General features: G+C 72.8%; 18 protein-coding genes. 13 read left to right on the forward strand and 5 right to left on the reverse strand.

Going from position 1 to position 19,953, the window contains the following annotated elements; translation table 11 throughout:
* The first annotated feature begins 63 nt into the window (after positions 1-63).
* Together H030_RS0119480 and H030_RS37540 are read left to right on the forward strand one after the other, a co-directional pair.
* Complete coding sequence (locus H030_RS0119480) at positions 64-285, forward strand: RNA-binding S4 domain-containing protein (RefSeq protein WP_027007337.1); 222 nt, start codon at positions 64-66, stop codon at positions 283-285.
* Positions 286-339: 54 nt separating this feature from the next.
* Positions 340-663 (forward strand): STAS domain-containing protein, encoded by a 324-nt coding sequence (locus H030_RS37540; RefSeq protein WP_051223165.1) that lies wholly within the window; start codon positions 340-342, stop codon positions 661-663.
* Between the two features lie 9 nt (positions 664-672).
* On the opposite strand, the gene H030_RS33645 is transcribed toward H030_RS37540, so the two are convergent.
* The gene (locus H030_RS33645) at positions 673-1,737 is read right to left on the reverse strand and encodes an LLM class flavin-dependent oxidoreductase (protein WP_051223386.1); all 1,065 of its coding nucleotides are present in this window, start codon (positions 1,735-1,737) and stop codon (positions 673-675) included.
* Positions 1,738-1,870: 133 nt separating this feature from the next.
* Between H030_RS33645 and H030_RS0119495 the strand changes: the two genes are divergently transcribed.
* The 8 genes from H030_RS0119495 (at position 1,871) to H030_RS0119530 (ending at position 12,521) form a co-directional block, all read left to right on the forward strand.
* Entirely contained in the window at positions 1,871-2,758 is an 888-nt protein-coding gene (locus H030_RS0119495) for a transporter substrate-binding domain-containing protein (RefSeq protein WP_027007338.1), read from the forward strand.
* Positions 2,759-2,775: 17 nt separating this feature from the next.
* Positions 2,776-3,597 (forward strand): amino acid ABC transporter permease, encoded by an 822-nt coding sequence (locus tag H030_RS0119500; protein ID WP_231398482.1) that lies wholly within the window; start codon positions 2,776-2,778, stop codon positions 3,595-3,597.
* Positions 3,594-4,349 (forward strand): amino acid ABC transporter ATP-binding protein, encoded by a 756-nt coding sequence (locus H030_RS0119505; protein WP_027007340.1) that lies wholly within the window; start codon positions 3,594-3,596, stop codon positions 4,347-4,349. The genes H030_RS0119500 and H030_RS0119505 overlap by 4 nt, the downstream gene beginning before the upstream one ends.
* A gap of 76 nt (positions 4,350-4,425) precedes the next feature.
* A complete protein-coding gene (locus tag H030_RS33650; RefSeq protein WP_196809198.1) occupies positions 4,426-7,416 on the forward strand; it encodes a choice-of-anchor D domain-containing protein in 2,991 nt (996 codons plus the stop codon).
* Positions 7,417-7,484: 68 nt separating this feature from the next.
* Positions 7,485-10,481, forward strand: coding sequence for a choice-of-anchor D domain-containing protein (locus H030_RS0119515; RefSeq protein ID WP_231398483.1), 2,997 nt, complete (start codon positions 7,485-7,487; stop codon positions 10,479-10,481).
* Positions 10,482-10,492: 11 nt separating this feature from the next.
* Entirely contained in the window at positions 10,493-11,227 is a 735-nt protein-coding gene (locus H030_RS38525; protein ID WP_027007342.1) for an acyl-ACP thioesterase domain-containing protein, read from the forward strand.
* A 43-nt stretch (positions 11,228-11,270) separates the two neighbouring features.
* Positions 11,271-11,954 (forward strand): MBL fold metallo-hydrolase, encoded by a 684-nt coding sequence (locus tag H030_RS0119525; protein WP_027007343.1) that lies wholly within the window; start codon positions 11,271-11,273, stop codon positions 11,952-11,954.
* Positions 11,955-12,521 (forward strand): TetR/AcrR family transcriptional regulator, encoded by a 567-nt coding sequence (locus H030_RS0119530; RefSeq protein ID WP_027007344.1) that lies wholly within the window; start codon positions 11,955-11,957, stop codon positions 12,519-12,521.
* Here H030_RS0119530 and H030_RS0119535 read toward each other — a convergent pair.
* Complete coding sequence (locus H030_RS0119535) at positions 12,501-12,947, reverse strand: DUF488 family protein (RefSeq protein WP_027007345.1); 447 nt, start codon at positions 12,945-12,947, stop codon at positions 12,501-12,503. The genes H030_RS0119530 and H030_RS0119535 overlap by 21 nt on opposite strands.
* A 45-nt stretch (positions 12,948-12,992) precedes the next feature.
* Here H030_RS0119535 and H030_RS0119540 point away from each other — a divergent pair, with 45 nt between their 5' ends.
* Entirely contained in the window at positions 12,993-14,510 is a 1,518-nt protein-coding gene (locus H030_RS0119540) for a WS/DGAT/MGAT family O-acyltransferase (protein WP_027007346.1), read from the forward strand.
* Here H030_RS0119540 and H030_RS0119545 read toward each other — a convergent pair.
* Entirely contained in the window at positions 14,464-15,978 is a 1,515-nt protein-coding gene (locus H030_RS0119545) for a long-chain-fatty-acid--CoA ligase (protein ID WP_027007347.1), read from the reverse strand. The genes H030_RS0119540 and H030_RS0119545 overlap by 47 nt on opposite strands.
* A gap of 3 nt (positions 15,979-15,981) precedes the next feature.
* The gene (locus H030_RS33655; protein WP_051223172.1) at positions 15,982-16,776 is read right to left on the reverse strand and encodes a spermidine synthase; all 795 of its coding nucleotides are present in this window, start codon (positions 16,774-16,776) and stop codon (positions 15,982-15,984) included.
* A gap of 86 nt (positions 16,777-16,862) precedes the next feature.
* Here H030_RS33655 and H030_RS33660 point away from each other — a divergent pair, with 86 nt between their 5' ends.
* On the forward strand, positions 16,863-18,818 hold the full coding sequence (locus H030_RS33660) for an acyl-CoA dehydrogenase (protein ID WP_081690953.1): 1,956 nt from the start codon (positions 16,863-16,865) through the stop codon (positions 18,816-18,818).
* Positions 18,819-18,824: 6 nt separating this feature from the next.
* Here the strand turns inward: H030_RS33660 and H030_RS0119560 are convergent, their stop codons facing one another.
* Positions 18,825-19,220 (reverse strand): hypothetical protein, encoded by a 396-nt coding sequence (locus H030_RS0119560; protein WP_027007348.1) that lies wholly within the window; start codon positions 19,218-19,220, stop codon positions 18,825-18,827.
* Between the two features lie 151 nt (positions 19,221-19,371).
* Between H030_RS0119560 and H030_RS0119565 the strand changes: the two genes are divergently transcribed.
* A complete protein-coding gene (locus tag H030_RS0119565; protein ID WP_027007349.1) occupies positions 19,372-19,953 on the forward strand; it encodes an HdeD family acid-resistance protein in 582 nt (193 codons plus the stop codon).

The raw sequence follows: 19,953 nt of genomic DNA on the forward strand, positions 1-19,953 counted from the left end.
CGCTCGGTAGCCTCCCGGCGAGATGCTGGGCGCGATCATCCTCGGTCTGGTGGCCGGGCAGGCATGAGCGAGTCGCGTGAGATCGTGATCCGCGGCGACATGATCCGCCTCGGCCAGCTGCTGAAGCTGGCCGACGTGGTCGACGGTGGGGGCGAGGTCAAGGACTTCCTCGCCCACGTCGAGGTCACCGTCAACGGCGAGCCGGAGAACCGGCGCGGCCGTCAGCTGCACCCCGGCGACGTGGTCGTCGCGGGCGACGAGACGCTGCACCTCAGCTCGGGCTAGCGCACGGGGTGGCGCGGGCGTAGGCTCGCCCGCAAGCGAAACGGAGGTCGCATCGTGCTCGACGTCCACACCCACCATCTCGGCGACACCGACGTCGTGCTCCCCACCGGCGAGCTCGACCTCTCGACCGCGCCGAACCTCGCCGCCGCGCTCACCGGCACGATCGCACCCCGCGTCATCCTCGACCTGCGCCGCCTGACGTTCATCGACTCATCCGGCATCGGGATGATCGTCAAGTTCCAGCGCCACTTCGCCGTCGAAGGCATCCGCTTCGGCGTCGTCAGAGGCACCGACCAGGTCCAACGCGCCTTCGCGATATGCCACGTCGAGCCGCTCCTGCCCTGGGCGGAAGCACCCCAGGGCGAGACCTACAACTAGGTCAGCGGATCAGGTCGCGTCGTCGGCGGCGGTGCCGGCGTGGACCGTGGTGGTGAGGTCGAAGGCGTCGGCGAGCAGCTCGTAGGAGTGGCGGCGGGCTTCGTGGTCGTGGGTGATCGTGACGACGATGACCTCGGAGGCGCCGTAGTCGTCGGCCAGCTGCTCCAGCTGGGCACGGACGGGGTCGATCGCGCCGACGATCGTGCGGCGGCCGGGCGGGGGCGCGAACGGGTCCTCGCCCTCGGACTCGAGGAAGCGGATCGCCTTCTCGACCGGCGGGACCGCGATCAGCCGGCCGCGGCGCAGCATCTTGAAGGCCATGCGCGAGGACGTGGCGAGACGACGAGCCTCCTCGTCGGTGTCGGCGGCGACGACCCACGCGGCGACCGCGGTCTGGGGCTCGCGCCAGCGCTCGCTGGGCTGGAAGCGGTCGCGGTAGTCGGCGGCGATGACCTCGCCGCCGGGCGCGATGAAGTCGGCGAACGCGTAGGGGAGACCCAGCTCGGCGGCCCAGATCGCGCTCTGTGGCGACGAGCCCAGCAGCCACGGCTCCGGCCGCTCGGGCCGCCCGGGCAGCGACTCGGCCAGCCGCGCGAAGCGGTGGCCGTCCGGGAACTTGTCGGCCGCGCCATGGCCGCCACCCAGGTACATCAACAACTCGACGAGCTGCTGCGGGAAGTCGTCGGCGGCCCCGGTGCGGCGGTCGCGCTGCAGCGCGTAGGCGGTCAGCGGGTCGGTCCCGGACGCGCGCCCGAGGCCGAGGTCGATCCGCTCCGGGAACAGCCCGGCCAGCAGCGAGAACGCCTCGGCGACCTTGAACGGCGAGTAGTGCGGCAGCATCACGCCACCACTGCCGACGCGGATCCGCGAGGTGACCGACGCGATCGGCCCGATCAGCACCTCCGGCGCGGGCCCGGCGAGCATCGGCCCGCCGTGGTGCTCGGCGACCCAGTAGCGGTGGTAGCCCAACCCGTCCGCCAGCCGCGCGAGATCGAGCGTCTCCTGCAGTGCGCCCGAGCCCGTCCCGCCTTCACGGACGGGCGACTGGTCGAGGACGCTGAGGCGCTGGATCATGATCGCCATCGACGCTAGCAGCGTGCGCCCGTCACACGACAACCCTTGCCAGCACGGTAGATTGACCGAACCCCCGCATTCCCGATCGGGCAACCGGACGTTGCCCGATCCATCCCCTCGGAGCACCACGCACATGAAGCCGATCCGCCCGCTGCTGGCGACCGCCCTCGTCCCCGCGGCCCTGTTGCTCGCCGCATGCGGCAGCAACGACGACAGGAGCTCGACGTCGGCCGCGTCCACGCAGAGCGCCGCGTCGACCACCGCCGCCGCCAACTCCTGCGACAAGGCGAACCTCAGCCTGACCAACTCCGGCCAGCTGACCGTCGCCACCGACAAGCCCGCCTACCCGCCGTACTTCGAGGACGACAAGCCGTCCAACGGCAAGGGCTTCGAGTCATCCGTGGCCTACGCGATCGCCAGGCAGCTCGGCTTCCAGCCCTCCGAGGTCAAGTGGACGGTCGAGCCGTTCAACTCCTCCTACGCGCCCGGCCCCAAGAAGTTCGACTTCGACGTCAACCAGATCTCGATCTCGCCGGCCCGCGCCAAGCACGCCGACTTCTCGACGCCGTACTACACGGCACCGCAGGCGGTCGTCGCGCTGAACAAGTCGAGCGCCGCCAACGCCAGGACGCTGGCCGACCTCAAGGACACCAAGTTCGGCGTCCAGATCGGCACCTCGTCGCTGGACGCGGTCACCTCGACGATCAGGCCGTCGAGGCAGCCGCAGGTCTTCAACGACTCCAACGACGTCGTCCGCGCGCTGAAGGTCGGCAGCGTCGACGCGGTCGTCGTCGACCTCCCGACGGCCTTCTACCTGACCGCCGCGCAGGTCGACAACTCCAGGATCGTCGGGCAGTTCGACGCGCCCGGCGGCGACACGTGGGGCGCGCTGCTGGCCAAGGACTCGAAGCTGACGCCCTGCGTCTCGCAGGCCGTCCAGAAGCTGACCGACTCCGGTGAGCTCAAGCAGCTCGAGACCAAGTGGATGGGCGCGGCCGCCGGCGCGCCGGAGCTGCGCTGAGCGCCACCCGTCAAGAGGTGCGCGCCGCCGCCAAGCGGCGGCGCGCGCAGCGCGGCATGGCGGTCTCCGCCGTGTCGACGCTGGTGTTCTTCGGCGTCCTGATCTACCTGATCACGGGCGCGTCGGGCTGGGACGAGGTCAAGGCCACGTTCTTCGACTGGGGCGACTTCAAGGACTCGTTCCCGGACATCCTGAGGGGCTTCTGGCTCGACATCAAGCTGTTCGTGATCGTCGAGATCTGCGTGCTGATCGTGGCGATGGTCATCGCCCTGGTCCGGACGACACGCACGCCCGCGCTGTTCCCGCTGCGCCTGATCGGGACGGTCTTCACCGACGTCTCGCGCGGCGTGCCGACCGCGCTGCTGATCTACCTGATCGGCTTCGGCGTCCCGGCGCTGGCGCTCAAGGGCCTGCCGACCGACCCGCTCGTCCTCGGCGGGATCGCGCTGACGATCTCGTACTCCGGATACGTCAGCGAGGTCTACCGCTCAGGCATCGAGAGCGTGCACCCGTCGCAGCTGGCCGGCGCGCTCGCGCTCGGCCTGACGCGCTGGCAGGCGCTGCGCCACGTGGTCCTGCCCCAAGCCGTCCGGCGCGTCGTGCCGCCGTTGCTCAACGACTTCATCGCGCTGCAGAAGGACGTCGCGCTGGTGTCGTTCATCGGGCCGATGGAGGCCTTCCGCGTCGCCCAGATCGACGCCGCGCAGAACTTCATCTACACGCCGCTGGTCGCCGCGGCGGTCCTGTACCTGTGCGTGACGATCCCGATGGCGCGGATCGTCGACCACCTCCAGAAGCGCAACCGCGACATCCGCGGCGCCGCGCAGGTGAGCGCGTGAACCCGAACGTCCCGGTCCTCGAGGTCCGCGGCGTCACCAAGGACTACGGCGAGCGCCAGGTCCTGCGCGGCATCGACCTGACGCTCAACGAGCACGAGGCGATCGCGCTGATCGGCGCGTCCGGGTCGGGCAAGTCGACGCTGCTGCGCTGCATCGACCTGCTGGAGGAGATCGGCGACGGCGACGTCTTCCTCGACGGCGAGGTCATCACCGACCCGTCGGTCACGCCGGTCGACGTGCGCAAGAAGCTCGGGATGGTCTTCCAGGCCTTCAACCTGTTCCCGCACATGAGCGTGCTCGACAACATCACGCTCGGGCCCGTGCGCGGGCACGGGATCAACCGCCGCGAGGCGCAGGACCGCGCCCGCGAGCTGCTGGCGCGCTTCGGCCTCGGCGGGCGCGAGGGCGACTTCCCGGATCGTCTCAGCGGCGGCCAGCAGCAGCGCGTCGCGATCGTGCGCGCGCTCGCCACCCAGCCGCGCGCGCTGCTGCTCGACGAGATCACCAGCGCGCTCGACCCCGAGCTGGTCGGCGAGATCCTGCAGCTCGTCGCCGAGCTGAAGGGCGAGGGCATGACGATGCTGATCGCCACCCACGAGATGGGCTTCGCGCGCGAGGTCGCCGACGAGGTCTGCTTCCTGCACGAGGGCGCGATCGTCGAGCGCGGCAGCGCCGACCACATGTTCGCCGCGCCCGAGCACCCCGAGACCCAGAAGTTCCTGCGTCGCCTGCTGGACGCCGGGCGCCTGTAGCCCGCGCCGTCCAACATCGCGCAAGCTGACCTTTCGGCCTGGCCGGATGGGCAGGGATGCGCGAGGATGTGGAGCGATGCAGGGATCGCGGGTGGGATCGGCCGCCATGACGGCGGCGCTCATAGCGGTGCTCGTGACGCTGGTCACGTGCGCGGCCGCGATGGCCGACGGCGTCACCAACAGCGGCGACGACCTGCGCGACGGCTGGTACCCCAACCAGCCGCGGCTGTCGCCCGACGCGGTCGCCGACAGCTCGTTCGGCCAGCTCTGGCAGGCCGACGTCGACGGCCAGGTCTACGGGCAGCCGCTGGTCATCGGCACGAACGTCATCGTCGTCACCGAGAACAACAGGGTCTACGACTTCGACAGCGAGAGCGGCGACCTGAGGTGGTCGCGCGACCTCGGCGACCCGTTCCCGGCGAGGCTGATCGGGCCCAGGGGCTGCTCGGACCTCACACCCAACATCGGGATCACCTCGACCCCCGTGGTCGACACGAACACCCGGACCGTCTACCTCACCTACAAGACCTTCGCCCCGGGCTCGGCCACCGACGCCGCCTACTACCTCGACGCGCTCGACCTCGACAGCGGCGACGCGCGCCCGAACTTCCCGGCGGCGTTCGGCGGCGTCGCCGACAACAGCAGGTTCCAGACCTTCCGCCCGACGACCGAGCTCCAGCGCCCCGGGCTGCTGCTGATGAACGGCACGATCTACGCCGGCTTCGGCGGCCACTGCGACATCGCGCCCTACCTCGGCTGGGTCTTCGGGGTCGACGCGACGAGCGGCGCGACCAAGGCGCGCTGGGCCACGGGCCTGCGCGGCATCGGCGCCGGCATCTGGCAGTCCGGCGCGGGCCTGATGTCCGACGGCGCCGGCCGGATCTTCGCCTCGACCGGCAACGGCTTCGCGCCCGACCATCCGCAGCCCGCGCCGGGCGACGGCAACTACGGCGAGTCGATCGTCCGCCTCGCCGTCCAGCCCGACGGCAGGCTCAGGCCGCAGGACTTCTTCGCGCCGTCGGACGCCGCCAAGCTCGACGACTTCGACGCCGACTTCGCCTCGGGCGGCATCACCGCGCTGACCGACGGCGTGTTCGGGACGATCATGCACCCGCACATGTCGGTCGCGGTCGGCAAGGCCGGCTACGTCTACCTGCTGGACCGCGACGACCTCGGCGGCTTCCAGCAGCTGGCCGGCGGTGGTGACCGCGTGGTCCAGCGCGTCGGTCCGTTCGGCGGCGTCTGGTCGCGGCCGGGCGTGTGGCCGGGCGACGGTGGCTGGATCTCGGTGCCGACCGCGTCCCCGGCGACCGGCGACACGCCCAACGCCGGCGGCTCGACCGGCAAGCTGTACATGTTCCACTACCGCATCGGCGCCGACGGCACGCCGTCGCTGGACGCGCCCGTGGCCTCCGACGACGCGTTCGGCTTCGGCTCCAGCGCGCCGGTCATCACCTCCGACGGGACGACGTCGGGCTCGGCGGTCATGTGGACGATCTGGATGGCCGGCGGCACCGGCGCCAACGCGCAGCTGCGCGCCTACGACGCGGTCCCGGTCAACGGCCACGTCCACCTGCGCCGCTCGTTCCCGATCGGCCAGGCGTCGAAGTTCACGACGCCGGGGGTCGGCAACGGGCGCCTCTACGTCGGGACCCGCGACGGCCACGTCATCGGCTTCGGCGCGCCGGTGGCCGCGCCGGTCCAGGCGCCCGCCACGACGTTCCCGACGACGACGGTCGGGCACACCACCACCAAGGACGTGACGCTGACCTTCAGCGGCAGGGTCCACGTGCAGTCGATCACCGCGTCGGGCGCCGGGTACACGGCGCGCCCGGACGCCGGCGCGGCGCCCGGTGACTTCACCGACGGCCAGACGCTGAGCGTCCCGGTCGACTTCACGCCCGGCGACGCGCTGGTGCTCGGCGGGGCGCTGACGGTCGTCACCGACACCAACACCTACAACTTCAGCTTGACCGGGACCGGCCAGGGCACCGACCCGCTGCTGACGACCTCGCCGCCGGTGGTGTCCTTCGGCGGCGCGATCGTCGGCGACGAGCGCGCCAGCACGATCACGATCGGCAACGGCGGCGAGCAGCCGCTGCACATCGAGGACGTCGAGCTGCCCGGTGCGCCGTTCACCATCGACGACGCTCCGGCGGCCGGCCAGGTGATCGACGCGGGCGACGCCATCAACCTGGTCGTGCACTACCGGCCCACCGCGATCGGCGACTTCGCCGACGAGCTGGACCTGCACACCGACGGCGGCGACAAGGAGGTCGGGCTGACCGGCAGCGCCGGCATCGGGCCACAGCTGGTGCTGACGCCCGCCGGCGGCTGGGCGTTCGGGACCGTGACGGTGGGCCAGAGCGCCCTGGCGACGGTGACGATCGCCAACACCGGCGACGCCGCGATGACCGTGACGAAGTCCAAGCCGCCCGTCGACGACGACGTGACGATCGTCTCCGGCCTCGACGAGGGCTCGACGATCCCGCCGGGCGGATCGCGCGACGTCGTGCTCCGGTGGACGCCGAGCGCGCCCGGGACGCTGGCGGACGCGTGGACGCTGAACGCCGCCGACGGGTCGGGCGTGCACGACATCGCGGTGAGCGGGACCGCGGTCGCGCCCGTCGCTCCGGTCGTGCCGGTCGTGCCGCCGCCGGCCGGGACGACGACGCCGCCGCCCACGCAGCCGCCGCCCGCGATCACGCCGCCGAGCGTCGGCGACGTCGGCGGCGACGGGCCGGTCGTCGTGCCGGCCCGGACCCCCTCGGGCCTGCGCGTCACGCGCCTGAGGCTGGCGCCGGGCGGTCGGCGCCTGGCGGTGACCGGGATCGTCGCAGGCGGCGTGCGCGGGCCGGCGGGCGTGACGCTCACGGCGAGGGTCGGTCGCCGCGTGGTGAGCGTCGTGACCGCGACGGCGCTGACGGGCCGGACGACGTACGGCTTCTCCATCCCCTTGCCCAAGGCCATGAAGCACTGGACCCGGATCGCGCTGACGGTCCGGTTCCCGGGCTCGGCGAGCGTCGCGCCGGCCGTCGCGACGATGGTGCTCGTCCGCGGCCACTGATGCCCGCGCGGGTGAGCGATCTCCCGTTGCGCGACGGGCCGGGACGGTCCACCATGAGGTGCATGGGGATGGGTTTGGCAGGGATCGCCAGGTCCGTGGTGCTGGGGATCGTCGTGTGCCTGTGCGCTGCGGCCACGGCAGGCGCGGCGGGCATCACCAACAGCGGCGACGACCTGCGCGACGGCTGGTACTCCAACCAACCCCGGCTGGCGCCCGACGCCGTGTCGGCCAGCACGTTCGGCCAGCTCTGGGACACGCAGATCGACGGCCAGGTCTACGCGCAGCCGCTGGTCATCGGCAACACGGTCATCGTCGCGACCGAGACCAACAACGTGTACGCCTTGGACGCCGAGACCGGCGAGGTCAAGTGGCACGTCGCGCTCGCCACGCCGTTCCCCTACACGTTGATCGGCTGGGGCTGCGGGGACCTCACGCCGAGCCTCGGCATCACCGCGACGCCGGTCATCGACCCGGCGACCGGCACGGTCTACCTGACCTACAAGACGTTCGCGCCCGGCAGCAGGACGCAGGCCGCCTACTACATCGACGCGCTGGACGTGGCGAGCGGCAGGCCGCGCGACGGCTTCCCGCAGCCGTTCGGCGGCAGCGCCGACAACGCGCCGGGCACCGCCCCGTTCGACGCCACGCTGGAGCTGCAGCGGCCGGGCCTGCTGCTGCTGGGCGGCGTCGTCTACGCCGGCTTCGGCGGGCACTGCGACATCACGCCCTACGCGGGCTGGGTCTTCGGCGTCAACGCGACGACGGGCGTGACGACCGCGCGCTGGCGCGCGCTCGTGGAGGGCGACGGCGCCGGGATCTGGCAGGCCGGGGCCGGGCTGATGTCCGACGGCGACAGGACGCTCTACGCGTCGACCGGCAACGGCTGGGCGCCGATCGCGCCCGAGGCCGCGCCGGGCAGCGGCCGCTACGGCGAGTCGATCGTCAAGCTCGGCGTGCAGGCCGACGGCACGCTGAGGGCCACCGACTTCTTCGCGCCCTCCGACGGCCCGCACCTGGACGAGTACGACGCGGACTTCGCGTCCGGCGGCGTCACCGCCCTGCGCGACGACACCTTCGGCACGACCAAGTACCCGCACATCGCGATCGCCGTCGGCAAGGCGGGCTACGTCTACCTGCTCAACCGCGACGACCTCGGCGGGACCGGCACCGGGCCCGGCCGCGGCGACCGCGTGATCCTGCGCGTCGGCCCGTACGGCGGCGTCTGGTCGCGGCCGGCCGTGTGGCCGGGCGACGGCGGCTGGATCGCGATCCCGACGGCCTCGCCCGCGACCGGCGACACGCCGGAAGGCACGGGCACGGCGGGCAAGTTGATGCTCTACCGCTACCGCGTGGGCAGCGACGGCACGCCGTCGCTCGACACGCCGATCACCTCCTCCGACGCGTTCGGGTTCTCGTCCTCAGCACCGGTGATCACGTCGCAGGGCACGACGTCGGGCACCGCGGTGCTGTGGGTGATCTGGGCGCCCGACGGCTCCGGCCAGGGCGCGCAGCTGCGCGCCTACGACGCGGCGCCGGTCAACGGCAGGCTGCACCTGCGGCGCTCGTTCCCGATCGGGACGTCGTCGAAGTTCACGATGCCGGGCGTCGGCAGCGGCCGGATCTACGTCGGCACACGCGACGGGCACGTCCGCGCCTACGGCGCGCCCGTGGAGGCCGAGGTCCAGGGGCCGGCGACGACGTTCCCGACGACCACCGTGGGCGAGACGTCGACCAGGGACGTGACGCTGTCGATCGCCGGCGCGGTGCACGTGACCTCGATCGCCGCGACCGGCGCGTTCGCCGCCGACACCGGCAGGCTGGCGCTGCCGGGCGACTTCGTCGACGGCCAGACGATCACCGTGCCGGTGACCTTCACGCCCGCCGACCCGCCCGGCGTGGCCGGCGGGGAGCTGACCGTCAACACCGACAAGGGGCCGTTCTCGTTCTCGCTGAGCGGGACCGGGCAGGGCGCCGACCCGCAGCTGACGGTGTCGCCGCCGGTCGTGTCGTTCGGCGGCGCCGTCGTGGGCGAGCAGCGCACGGGGATCATCACGCTGCGCAACGCGGGTGGGCAGCCGCTGACGATCGGTGCCGTCGACCTGCCCAGCGCGCCGTTCTCCGTCGGCGGCGCGCCGACCGCGGGCACCAGGATCGCGCCGGGTGACGCGATCAACGTGTCGGTGAGCTTCACGCCGACCGCGGTCGGCGACTTCGACCAGGACTTCGACGTCCCCAGCGACGGCGGTGACGCGACCGTCGGCCTGAGCGGGATCGCGGGGCTCGGGCCCAAGTTGTCGTTGTCGCCCTCCGGCGGCTGGGCGTTCGGTGACGTGGCCGTCGGCGAGAGCGCGGTGGTGGCCCTGACGGTCGCCAACGACGGCGACAGCCTGATGTCGATCACGCGCTCCAAGCCGCCGGGCGGCGGCCCGTTCACGGTCCTCGACGCGCTCGACGAGGGCACGGCGATCCCGGCGGGCGAGCACCGGACGATCCGCGTGCGCTTCACGCCCACGGCGCCGGGCGACGCGACCGCCGCGTGGTCGCTGAACGCCGCCGACGGGACGGGCGCGCACGAGATCCCGCTGACCGGGACGGGCGTGGTGCCGGCCGTGGTGGCGCCGCCGGACACGACGACGCCACCCGTCGTCGACACCACGCCGCCGCCGGCCACGCAGCAGCAGGCGCCGCCGCCCGCGATCACGCCGCCGAGCGTCGGGTTCGTCACCGGCGGCGGCAACGTCGTCGCGCCGGTCAGGTTGAAGGCCGACCTGCACGTCACCTCGGCGCGGCTGAGCCGGGACGGGCGCAGGCTCGCGGTGCGCGGGCGGGTCGCGAGGGGCGCGAGCGGGCCGGTCGGGGTGACGCTCAGGGCGCAGGTCGGCCGCAGGGTCGTCACGCTCGTGACGGCGGGGCGGCTGAGGAGCGGCGCGACGACCTACGCGTTCACGCTCACGCTGCCCAGGACCATGAGGACGTGGACCAGGCTGACGGTCACGGTCCGGTTCCCGGGCTCGGCGCGCGTCGCGCCGGCCGTCGCGACGCTGGCGCTCGCCCGCGGACGCTAACGTCGGCGCGCGTGAGCGTGAGCGACTTCGACGAGCTGGTCGAGCACCCCGGCGCCGGGCGCGCCTTCGAGCGCGCGGTCGTGCCCGGGCTGGGCGACGCGGCCCCCGGCGGCCGCGTCCGGCTGGACGCGCTGGCGCGCTGGCTGCAGGACGTCGCGCTCGCCGACGTCGTCGACGCCCGGTTGAGCGAGGCGGCGCTGTGGGTCGTCCGGCGCACGCGGATCGCGGTCCGGCGCTTCCCGCGCTTCGGCGAGGACGACGCGCGGGCGGTGACGTGGTGCAGCGCCACGGGGCGTGCGTGGGCGCAGCGGCGCACGACGATCGCGCTCGGCGGCGAGGCGGCGGTCGAGGCGGTCGCGCTGTGGGTCCACCTCGATCCCGAGAGCGGCCGGCCGACGCCGTTCACCGACGCCGAGCTGGAGGTCTACGGGCCGAGCGCGAACGGCCGCGAGGTCCGGGCGCGGTTGCGCCACGACGCGCCGCCGCAGGCGCCGGAGGCGATGCGGCCGTGGGAGTTCCGGACCGTCGAGCTCGACGTCGCCGACCACATCAACAACGCCGCGTACTGGTCGCCGCTGGAGGACGAGCTGCTGCGCGCCGGCGGCGAGCCGGAGGCGATCGACGTCGAGGTCGAGCACCGCACGCCCGCCCAGCCGGGACCGCACACCGTGCTGACCGACGGCCTGCGCCGCTGGATCACGGGGCCGGAGGGCGAGGTCCACGCCTCGTTCCTGCTCGCCACCTGACGCGGGCTTGACAAACAAAACTAAGAGGCATAGTTTTCTCGCTATGACCTCTCACGACTCCTCCGCCCTCCGCATCTCCCGCCTCGGCTTCGTCAACGCCTACCTCGTCGCCGAGGACGACGGCTTCACGCTGATCGACACCATGTTGAAGGGGTCGGGCAAGAAGATCGCCGCGGCCGCGCAGGCCGCCGGCCAGCCGATCAAGCGCATCGCCCTGACCCACGCCCACGGCGACCACGTCGGCGGCGTCGACGAGCTGGTCGCGGCGATCCCCGGCGTCGAGGTGCTGATCTCGGCCCGCGACGCGCGCTTCCTCAACAAGGACGACATGTCGCTCGACGCCGACGAGCCGCAGGACAAGCTGCGCGGCGGGTACCCGGGCATCGCGACGCGCCCGACCGCCACGTTCCAGCCCGGCGACACGGTCGGCTCGCTGCAGGTCGTCGCGGCGCCCGGCCACACGCCCGGCCACGTCGCGTTCCTCGACCCGCGCGACGGGACGCTCTACGCGGGCGACGCCTACACCACGATCGGCGGCGTCGCGACGACGGCCAAGCCCGGCTTCCCGTTCCCGCTGGCGGCCATGTCGACCTGGAGCCGCGAGACCGAGCTGCAGTCGGCCCGGACGCTGCGCGCCCTGGACCCGCAGTTCCTGGCGCCCGGGCATGGCAAGGTGGTTGCCAACCCGACCGCCGCGATGGACGCCGCGATCCGGAAGGCGAGCTGAGTGCCGCGCGCCGGCCTCGGTCCGGAGCGCGTCGTCGGCACGGCCGCGGAGATCGCGGACGCCGAGGGCCTCGACGCGGTCACGCTCGCCCGCGTCGCGCAGGCGCTCGGCGTCAAGCCGCCGTCGCTCTACAACCACGTCGCCGGGCGCGACGGGCTCGTGCGCGGGATCGCGCTGCTGGCGGCAGCTGAGCTGGCGGTCGTCCTGCGCGAGGCGGCGATCGGCCGCTCCGGCCCCGACGCCCTGCAGGCGACCGCGCAGGCCTACCGGTCCTACGTGCTGGAGCACCCCGGCCGCTACGCGGCGACGGCGCCGGCACCGCAGCCCGGCGACGACGAGCTCGCCGCCGCGGGCGCCGCGGTGCTCGACGTCCTGCGCGGCGTCCTGCGCGCCTGGGAGCTCGAAGGCGACGACGAGATCCACGCCCTGCGCGCCTTCCGCTCCGCCGTCCACGGCTACGCGACCCTCGAGGCGGCCGGCGGCTTCGGCATCAAGGTCGACCTCGACGCCTCCTTCACCCGCCTGATCGCCGCCTTGGCCGCAGGCCTACAGGTCGATCACGCGTAGATCGGGCACGCGCGTGCGCAGGTGGTCGGCGACGACGCGGCGGTGGCAGACGGCCGGGTCGGCCTCGAGGCAGAGCAGCGCGGTCGGTGGGGCGGAGGGGGAGCGCAGCTCGTCGGCCAGCTCGTCGAGCGCGCCGGTCTCGTCGGCCTCGATGTGCTCGGCGAACCTGCGCGCGCCCTCGGCCTCCTGCCTGTTCTTGTAGAACCAGCGAATGTCCGGCGGGGTGCCGAGCGCTCGGCGATGCTCATAGGTGATCCCGTGCTCGGCGAGCAGCTCTGCGAGCCGCGTCTTCGACATGCCGGCGCGCCGCGACTGCGGGCGGTAGCGCACGTCGATCAGGCGCCGCACGCCCGCGGCCTGCAGCTCGGCGACGAGCTCGGGCGGCAGCAGCCGCTCGTATCCGATCGTCCAAAGGCTGGGTGTCATGGACACGAAGGCTAGGCAATGGCCGAGTTGGGAACGCTGCGGTCCATGAGGCAGCTCACGACGTTGGACGCCCAGTTCCTCGCGGTCGAGTCCGGCCGGACGTTCGGGCATGTGGGGAGCCTCTGCGTGTACGACCCGTCGACGGCGCCCGGTGGGGAGCTGACGATCAGGGACCTGTGCCGGATGGTCTCGGAGCGGCTGCACCTGCTGCCGCCGTTCCGGTGGAAGCTCGTCAACGTGCCGCTGGGCCTGGACCTGCCCTACTGGGTCGAGGATCCGGACTTCGACCTGGACTTCCACATCCGCGAGTCGGCGATCCCGCCGCCGGGTGACGACAACAAGCTGGCCGAGACGGTCTCGCGGATCTTCGCCCGGCCGCTGGACCGCACCCGGCCGCTGTGGGAGCTGTACCTGATCCACGGCCTCCCGGACGGCAAGGTCGCGCTGCTGACGAAGGTCCACCACGCGGTCGTCGACGGCGTCTCGGGCAACGAGATCTTGTCCGTGTTGCTCGACAGCTCGCCGGAGGGCAAGGACATCGAACCGCCGGCGAGCAAGCACAAGGGCGAGCGGATCCCCGGCGACCTGGAGATGCTCGCCCGCGGCGCCGCCGGCATCCCGCGCCAGCCGCTGCGCGCCCTGCGCGCGCTGCCCAAGACGCTGCCGGCGCTGACCGAGGTCCCGGGCGCCAACGCGTTCCCAGTCGTCCCCGAGCTGAGCAAGGGCCTGCACAAGCTGCGCGAGCTGGCCGGCGCGCCCGGCGGCGCCGGCATCCTGGAGGTGACGTCGGCCCGCGCGCCCAGGACCCCGTTCAACGGCCGGATCTCCGCCCACCGCCGGTTCGCGTTCGGCTCGCTGTCGCTGGACACCGTCAAGGCCATCAAGAACGAGCTGGGCATCACGGTCAACGACGTCGTCGTGACGCTCTGCGCGTCGGCCGTGCGCGAGTGGCTGCTGGAGCGCGACGAGCTGCCACGCGACCCGCTCGTCGCGATGATCCCCGTGTCGGTCCGCGCCCCGCACGAGGCCAAGGCGTACGGCAACCGCATCAGCGCGATGATCGTCCCGATCCCGACCAACGTCGCCCACCCGCGCGACCGCCTGCGCCGCGCGCACGAGCTGCTGCGCAGCGCGAAGGCCAACCACGCCGCGCTGCCGGCCAGCCTCCTCACCGACGCGACCGCGTTCATCCCGCCCGCGGTCGCAGCGCTCGCCGCACGCACGACGATCGACCTGCTGTCGCGCACGCGCCCGCCGCTGAACCTCGTGATCTCCAACGTCCCCGGCCCGAGGGACTCGCTGTACTGCGCGGGCGCGCAGATGGAGTCGATGTTCCCGGTCTCGGTCGTGGTCGACGGCGTCGGCCTCAACATGACCGTGATGAGCTACCGCGACCACCTCGACTTCGGGATCGTGACCGATCAGGGCCAGATCCCGGACGCCTGGCCGTTCATCACCCACCTGCACACCGCGCTGGAGGAGCTGCAGTCGGTCCTGCACCGCGGCGGGCGGATCGCTACGACCCGCCAGCGTCCGAGTAGCGGTCGCGCAGCTCGCGCTTGAGCACCTTCCGGGACGGCCCGAGCGGCAGCTCGTCGACGACCTGGACGAGCCGCGGGCGCTTGTGGCGGGCGATGTGCTCGCCCGCCCAGCCCAGGAACGCCTCGGCGTCGATCGTCGCGCCGTCGCGGGGCACGACGACGGCGAGCACCTCCTCGCCGTGGGTCTCGTGCGGGATGCCGACGACCGCGACCTGGTCGACGTCGGGGTGGCGCACGAGCACCTCCTCCAGCTCACGCGGGTAGACGTTGTAGCCGCCGCGCAGGATCAGGTCCTTCTTGCGGTCGACGATCCGGATGAAGCCCCGGTCGTCCTTGGTCCCGAGGTCGCCGGACCGGAACCAGCCGTCGATGATCGCGGCCTCCGTCGCCTCCGGGCGGCCGTGGTAGCCCTCGAAGACGTTGTGGCCGCGGATGACGATCTCGCCGGTCTCGCCGGCGCCGAGCAACACAATGGCATCGTCAACCTCCGCGTCGGCGATCTCGACCTCGACGCCCCAGATCGGGTGGCCGATCGAGCCCGCCTCGACGCCGTACTCCAGCTGGTTGACGGTCGCGGTGGGGGAGGTCTCCGACAGCCCGTAGCCCTCCTGGATCGTGACGTCGAAGGTGGTGTTGAACTGCTCCAGCACCTTGACGGGCAGGGGCGCGCCGCCGGAGACGCAGAGCCGCAGGTCGGGCAGCGGCAGGTCGGTGCCGTCGGCGTCGACGACCCCGAGCAGGGCCATGTACATGGTCGGGACGCCGAGGAACGCGGTCACGTCGTGCTCGACCATCAGCTCCAGCGCCTGCGTGGGCTCGAAGCGCGGCTGCAGGACCAGCGTGCCGCCGACCAGGAACGTCCCGTTGAGCGCGACGGTCTGCCCGAACGTGTGGAACAGCGGCAGGCAGCCGAACATCACCTCGTCCGACCTGATGTGGTTGGCCGTGAAGGCATTGGTGAACGCGTTCATCACCAGGTTGAAATGCGTCAGCGTCGCGCCCTTGGGCCGCCCGGTCGTGCCCGAGGTGTAGAACAACACCGCGGCGTCGAGCGGCTCGCGCGCCGCGCGATGCGCCAGCGGCTCGGCCGCCAGCGCCGCGCCGAACGTCAGGACCTTCACCCCGGCCTGCTCGGCACCGGAGGCGACGACGCTCTGGAGGTCGTCGGCGACCAGGGCGACCTTCGCGCCCGAGTCCTCCAGCAGGAACGCGATCTCGTCGGCGACGAGCATCGGCGCGATCGGGACCACGACCGCGCCGCGCGCGAGGATCCCGTAGTAGGCGGTGACGAAGTCCACCGTGTTGAGCCCGAGCAGCGCGACGCGGTCGCCGGGCTCGACGCCCGCCTCCGCCAGCGCCGCCGCGCGCCGCAGCGCCAGCGACCACAGCTCCGCGTAGGTCGCGCGGCGATCGCCTTCGATCGCGGCGATCTTCTCCGGGCGCCGCAGCGCCGACTCCTGCAGGACCGAGACCAGCGACAAGTGGGGCACGGCTCAATCCTGCCACGGCGCGGTGCCGCGACAGAGCAGTCCCACCTCGTCGGGCGTCGCCAGCGCCGCCGGCGAGGCGCCGTCGGCCGCGCCCCTGACGCGCAGCCGCTCCAGCGGCAGCGGCCCGTGAGCGGCGACGAGCACGACGTTGCCCTGGCGCCGCGCGCGCAGGACCGGGCCGCCGCCCAAGGCGGCGACCGTCGCGAAGACCTCCAACAACCCGGCGCCGATCGAGCGGACGTCGTCCATCGGCGGCGCGTCGACCACGTTGATCGCCAGCGCGCCGCCCGGCGCGACCACGCGCGCGGCGTCACGCAGCGCGTCGAGCGTCGCGAGGTGGCGCGGCACGCGCGCGCCGACGAACGCGTCGATCAGCAGCGCGTCGACCGACGCGTCCTCGCGGCGCGCCAGCCACTCCCGGCCGTCGGCGACCTTGACCTTCAGCCCCGGCAGCTTGCGCAGCCCGAGGTGCTCGCGGGCCAGCTCGACGACCTCGGCGTCGACCTCGACGACGTGCTGGCGGCGCAGCCCGGTCCGGTCGGTCGCCGCCAGCGACCGCGCCAGCGCCGCGCCGGCGCCGCCGACGTGGACGATCCGCCGCGCGCGCAGCGCCTCGACGACGTCGCGCATCCGGCGCAGGTAGTCGAACTCCAGGTGGCGCGGGTCGGCGAGGTCGACGTAGGACGCGTCCATGTCGCCCTGGCGCAGCAGCCGGCCCGACGGGCGGTCGGCGTCGCGCTGCACGAGCAGGTCGCCGGCCTGCGCGAGGATCTCGGGTCCGGAGCGGCGGCGGGCCATGACGCGGGCAAGCGTACGGCGCGCCGCCATGACTCTGCCTTCCGGGCACATGACAACCGGGCAGACGGGGAATCCCTGCGAGCGTCATGGCTGCGACCACCACCCCGATCGTCCCCGCGCCGGCGCCCTCCTCCGCCGAGGCCGCGCCCATCCGCGCCCTGCTCGACGGCGAGCACGCCGAGATCCGCGACCTCGCCCGCGCGTGGCTCGACCTCGCGAGCAGCGCGCCGCGCGACTTCACCGATCGCGACGAGCACCGCAAGCAGGTGCTCGACTGGGCCCACGAGCTGGCCGACGCCGGCCAGACCGCGCGCGGCTTCCCGGAGGAGTTCGGCGGCGCCGGCCAGGTCGGCGGGGCCGTCGCGGGCTTCGAGACGCTGGCCTTCGGCGACCTCAGCCTGCTCGTCAAGTGCGGCGTGCAGTTCGGCCTCTTCGGCGGCGCGGTCCTGCACCTCGGGACGCGCAAGCACCACGAGCAGTACCTGAAGGACATCACCTCGCTGAGGCTCCCCGGCTGCTTCGCGATGACCGAGTCCGGCCACGGCTCCAACGTCCAGGCGCTCGGGACGACCGCGACCTACGACGAGCAGGCCGGCGAGTTCATCATCAACACGCCCGACCTGGCCGCGCGCAAGGACTACATCGGCAACGCCGCGCGCGACGGCCGGATGGCCGCGGTCTTCGCCCAGCTGATCGTCGGCGGCGAGGAGCGCGGGGTGCACGCGTTGTTGGTGCCCTTGCGCGACGAGGACGGGACGGTGCTCCCGCGGATCCGGATCGAGGACTGCGGCGGCAAGCTCGGCCTCGACGGCGTCGACAACGGCCGGATCTGGTTCGACCAGGTGCGCGTGCCGCGCGACGCGCTGCTGGACCGCTACGCGTCGGTCTCGCAGGACGGCGTGTACACGTCGCCGATCGAGTCCTCCACCAAGCGGTTCTTCACCATGTTGGGCACGCTGATCCAGGGCCGCGTGTCGGTCTGCGGCGCGTCGATCAGCGCGACGAAGGTGGCGCTGACGCTCGCCGTCCGCCACGCCGAGTCGCGCAAGCAGTTCGGGCCGCCCGACCAGCCCGAGGTCGTGTTGATGGACTACCGCACGCACCAGCGGCGGCTGCTCCCGGCGCTGGCCAAGACCTACGCCCTGCACTTCGCCCAGGAGGAGCTGGTCGCGCGGCTGCACCACGTCTTCACCTCCGACGAGGAGCTGGATCGCGAGAAGCGCGAGCTGGAGACGCTCGCGGCGGGCGTCAAGGCGATCGCGACGTGGCATGCGACCGCGACGATCCAGGAGTGCCGCGAGGCCTGCGGCGGCCTCGGCTACCTGCGCGCGTCGCGCCTCGCGGCGCTGAAGGCCGACACCGACGTCTTCACGACGTTCGAGGGCGACAACACCGTGTTGCTCCAGCTCGCCGCCAAGAACCTGCTGACCGACTTCCGCGACCAACTTGGAGAACTTGATCCGCTCGGCACCGCGGGCTTCTTCGCCAAGCAGGGCTTCGAGACCGTCGCCGAGAGGTCGGCGATGCGCGAGTTCGTCACCCGCCTGGCCGACGACCTGCTGCCCGGCCGCGACGACCAGGAGGACCTGAGCACGCGCGACGTCCAGCTGGAGCTGCTGCGCTGGCGCGCCGACCACATCAAGTCGGGCGTGGCCCGGCGGCTGAAGGGCGGGATCGACGCCGGCCGCGAGCCGTTCCAGGTCCTGCTCGACTGCCAGGACCACCTGATCGGCGCCGCGCGCGCCTACGTCGACTGCGTGGTGCTGGAGGCGTTCGCCGCCAAGCTCCCGCAGGTCGCCGACCCCGCGGCGCGGGCGCTGCTGGAGCGCGTGTGCGACCTGTACGCCTTGAGCACGATCGAGGCCGACCGCGGCTGGTTCCAGGAGCACGGGCGCCTGTCCTCGACGCGCTCGAAGGCCACCATCAAGGCGGTCAACACGCTCTGCGCCGAGCTGCGCCCGCACGCGACGACGCTCGTCGACGCGTTCGGCGTGCCCGAGAACGCGCTGGCCGGGATGGCCGCGGAGGAGACGCCCTTCTAGGCGGCGCTACGCGGCGACGAGGACGCGCCGCTCGTCGCGGCGGCGCGCCTCGTCCTCGAGCTGGTCGCGCAGGGCGTGGAACTCGGTCGTCGCCAGCTCGTCGAGGCGCACGCTGGGCTCGTCCTGCGCCGCGGGCGCGCCGGCGTCGCCGAAGCGCACGACGAGCGCGACGGCGCTCAGGCAGATCCCGACCGACGCGATGTTGCCGGCGGCGAGCACCTTGGCGCCGTAGCCGACGTAGTTGACGTAGGCCATGAGGCAGTTGACGAACGCGCCGAGCGACCAGCCCAGGGCGGACTGGCCCGCGGCGGAGCGGGCGTTGAGCATGGCGGCCAGCTGGGGAAGGGCGGCGGCCAGGCCGATGACGATGGCGGTGGTGGAGAAGATGGGGAGGAGGGACATACGGCGTTCGGGTCGGTGTCTCGACTCAGGGGTTCGACCACGCTAGGAGCCCACTTGACCGATCCGCCCGTGACGTGGGTCACAGGAGGCCGCGACGACTACCCCGACCGGGTGATCCGGAGCCACCCGCGGCCGTCCTAGCGTCACCCTCATGACGGCCGGCATGAAGACGTTCGGGCACAACTGGTGGATCCCGATGGTGGTGGGGTTGATCTCGCTGGCGTGCGGGATCGCGGCGCTCGTCTGGCCCGACGTGACGCTCCTGGCGCTCGCGCTGATCGCGGGGGTCAACATCACCGTGTTGAGCGCGTTCGTGGTAGGTGAGGCGATCGCCGAGCGCGAGGCGCAGGACAAGACGCTGCGGATCGTCCTCGGCGTGGTGGGCATCATCGCGGGCCTGATCGTCATGCGGCGCCCGGGCGAGACGTTGTTGGTGCTGATCCTGGCCGTCGGCATCTGGCTCGTGCTCGACGGGATCGTCGACATCGTCCACGCGATCGTCAACCCGCGCGGGCACCGCATGCTGATGATCGTCGGCGGGCTGATCGACTTCGGCGTCGGCGTCGCGCTGCTGGTCTGGCCCAAGCTCGGGCTTGGCACGGTCGCGATCCTCATCGGCCTCGGCTTCGTCGTGCGCGGCGCCGTGCTGATGCTCGGCGGCTGGCAGCTGCGCGGCGTGTCGCACGCGATCGAGGACGCGCCGCCGACCGGCCCGACGCCGATCGTGATCTAG

Origin of the sequence: Conexibacter woesei Iso977N (genome assembly GCF_000424625.1) — a bacterium.
Lineage (GTDB): Bacteria > Actinomycetota > Thermoleophilia > Solirubrobacterales > Solirubrobacteraceae > Baekduia > Baekduia woesei_A.

Bases quoted from the DNA above. Each gene is read 5' to 3' on its own strand.
- H030_RS0119480 (WP_027007337.1), top strand. From the start codon at position 64: ATGAGCGAGTCGCGTGAGATCGTGATCCGCGGCGACATGATCCGCCTC.
- H030_RS33645 (WP_051223386.1), bottom strand. From the start codon at position 1,737: ATGATCCAGCGCCTCAGCGTCCTCGACCAGTCGCCCGTCCGTGAAGGC.
- H030_RS0119495 (WP_027007338.1), top strand. From the start codon at position 1,871: ATGAAGCCGATCCGCCCGCTGCTGGCGACCGCCCTCGTCCCCGCGGCC.
- H030_RS33650 (WP_196809198.1), top strand. From the start codon at position 4,426: ATGCAGGGATCGCGGGTGGGATCGGCCGCCATGACGGCGGCGCTCATA.
- H030_RS0119515 (WP_231398483.1), top strand. From the start codon at position 7,485: ATGGGTTTGGCAGGGATCGCCAGGTCCGTGGTGCTGGGGATCGTCGTG.
- H030_RS0119525 (WP_027007343.1), top strand. From the start codon at position 11,271: ATGACCTCTCACGACTCCTCCGCCCTCCGCATCTCCCGCCTCGGCTTC.
- H030_RS0119535 (WP_027007345.1), bottom strand. From the start codon at position 12,947: ATGACACCCAGCCTTTGGACGATCGGATACGAGCGGCTGCTGCCGCCC.
- H030_RS0119540 (WP_027007346.1), top strand. From the start codon at position 12,993: ATGAGGCAGCTCACGACGTTGGACGCCCAGTTCCTCGCGGTCGAGTCC.
- H030_RS33655 (WP_051223172.1), bottom strand. From the start codon at position 16,776: ATGGCCCGCCGCCGCTCCGGACCCGAGATCCTCGCGCAGGCCGGCGAC.
- H030_RS33660 (WP_081690953.1), top strand. From the start codon at position 16,863: ATGGCTGCGACCACCACCCCGATCGTCCCCGCGCCGGCGCCCTCCTCC.
- H030_RS0119560 (WP_027007348.1), bottom strand. From the start codon at position 19,220: ATGTCCCTCCTCCCCATCTTCTCCACCACCGCCATCGTCATCGGCCTG.
- H030_RS0119565 (WP_027007349.1), top strand. From the start codon at position 19,372: ATGACGGCCGGCATGAAGACGTTCGGGCACAACTGGTGGATCCCGATG.